This is a genomic window from Pseudoxanthomonas sp. LjRoot204_2, assembly GCF_056175765.1.
Window position 1 is genome coordinate 1 of the sequence record NZ_JBGFFG010000499.1, and the last position, 2,204, is coordinate 2,204.

Consider the following 2,204-nt stretch of genomic DNA (forward strand, 5'->3'; position numbering starts at 1 on the left):
GATGGAAAGGTCGACCAGGCGATCGAGCTCCTCGAACGCTATCTGCCCGCTGTCACCGCGACCGGCTATCCGCTGGTCATCAGCGAATACCACGCGATGCTCGCCAGCATGTATTTGAAGCTGGGCGACATGCGCACCGCCAAGTCGCATGCGAACGAAGCCGTGGAGCGTGGTGCGGGCATGACCTCGCTGCCGCTGGTCGTGGCGTACAAGACCTTGTACGAGATCGCGGAAAGGCAGGGCGATTCGGCAGGCGCGCTCGTGCGCTACCGGCAGTATGCCGATGCCGACAAGGCGTACCTCAACGACGTTAAGACGCGCCAGCTGGCCTACCAGATCGTGCGCCAGCAGATTCTCCAGAAGACGCAGCAGATCAGCATGCTCGACCAGGAAAACCAGGTGCTGCAGCTGCAGCGCAAGGTCGACCAGCAGGCCGCGCAGAACACCCGGCTGATCGTCATCCTGCTGGTGCTGCTGATTGCGTCGATCGGCTACTGGGCTTTCAAGATCAAGCGGGTGCAACTGTCGCTGAAGAAGATGGCGGAAACGGACGCGCTGACCGGCATCTGCAATCGCCACCACTTCACCCTGCGCGCCGAGCGCGCCCTGGCCGAGTGCGCGCGCAATGGCGAGCAGGCGGCGCTGATCATGTTCGACCTGGACCATTTCAAGAACATCAACGACCGCTTCGGCCATGGCACCGGCGACTGGGCGCTGAAGGAAGTGGCCGAGGCCAGCAAGGGTTTCTGTCGGCGCATCGATGTGCTCGGCCGTCTCGGGGGCGAAGAGTTCGCGATCCTCATGTATGGCTGCGACCTGCGCGCCGCCGCGCGGGTGGCGGAAGACTGCCGCGTGCGGCTCGCCCAGATCGAGACTCGCGAGACCGGCCACGTCTTCGCCAYCACCGGCAGCTTCGGGGTGACGTCGAGCCAGCACTCCGGCTACAGCCTGGCCAAGCTGCTGTCGCATGCGGACAAGCAGCTGTATCGCGCCAAGCACAATGGGCGCAACCGCGTGTGCGTGTACGACAGCGAGCAGGACAACGTCCGCGCCAGCAATGTGCTCGAACTGCCCCAGCGCGACCGCGCCGAACACCTGGGAAGCTGAGGGCTTCGCTCAGGGCAGGTCGACGGCCGCCTGCAGGCCATCGTCGACGGCCATCTGGTTGCGGCCGCGGCTCTTGGCCTGGTATAGCGCGCGGTCGGCGGCCTCCAGCCAGGTGCGCAATCCTGTTGCCGTCGCCTTGGCCAGGCCCAGGCTGACCGTGGGCTGCAGCCCGGGCGCGCTCTGCACGTTCAACGCCTGCACGCCCTCGCGGATGCGCTGCGCCACGATGCCCGCGGCCGCCACGTCGGTACCCCTCAGCAGCACCGCGAATTCGTCCCCGCCGAGCCGTCCCGCCGCATCCTGCTGGCGGATGCTGTGGCGGATGACCTCCGCCGTCGCTCTCAACACGTCATCGCCCGCGGCGTGGCCGTGGCGGTCGTTGATGGCCTTGAAATGATCGATGTCGATCATCAGCAGGGTGGCGGGCTCGCCGGTCGCGGCGCACTGGTCCAGCAACAATGCGGCCTGTTCCTGCCAGTAGCGGCGGCTGTCCAGCGCAGTCAGGGTGTCGCGCCGGCTCAGTTCGTCCAGCTGGCGGTTCTGCCGCTTCACCTTGCGCACGAGGTGGTAGCTGGCCTGGCTGACCGCGATGGAATGGATCATCAGCATGGGAAGGCAGGCGACCATGACCGCCATGCTCGTCATCGGCTGCATCTCGAAGCCCGTGGCCGCCCCCACCGCCACGGCGCCGGCTGCCATCAGCGGCAGCGACCAGTACCACAAGCGGTCGATGCCGGTGCTGATCTTGTCGACGGTGGTAAGCGTGACGAGCATGACGCTGGGCAGCAGGTTGAAGGCCATCAGCGGCACCCACATGCCGGCCAGGATCGAGTCCACCAGCAGGTTGCGGATCTCGCCCCGGAACGGCTCCGGATGGCGCAGCGCCAGCCACAAGGCGAGCTGCGGCCACACGACGGTGGTGAACAGAAGGAACGCCCATGCCCCCGGACCCGCCTGGTTCTCCAGCAGTACCATGCCCGTCGGCAACGCGGCCAGCCCCATGCCGAGCGTGCGGAGGCGATGGATCCGGCGCGGCAGACGTTGGGTATGGCGCGCCGGATCGGTGCCCGGCGGCGGCGTGGTGGACGGCATTGGCG

2 protein-coding genes are annotated in these 2,204 nt (G+C 67.0%); one reads left to right on the plus strand and one right to left on the minus strand.

Annotation, left to right across the window (positions count from 1 at the left end):
• A partial coding sequence (locus AC04L7_RS17115) for a sensor domain-containing diguanylate cyclase (RefSeq protein WP_475513500.1) occupies window positions 1-1,107 on the plus strand: 1,107 nt, incomplete at its 5' end.
• 9 nt (window positions 1,108-1,116) lie between these two features.
• Here the strand turns inward: AC04L7_RS17115 and AC04L7_RS17120 are convergent.
• Window positions 1,117-2,204 (minus strand): diguanylate cyclase (locus AC04L7_RS17120; protein WP_475513501.1); only part of this gene is annotated, 1,088 nt, incomplete at its 5' end.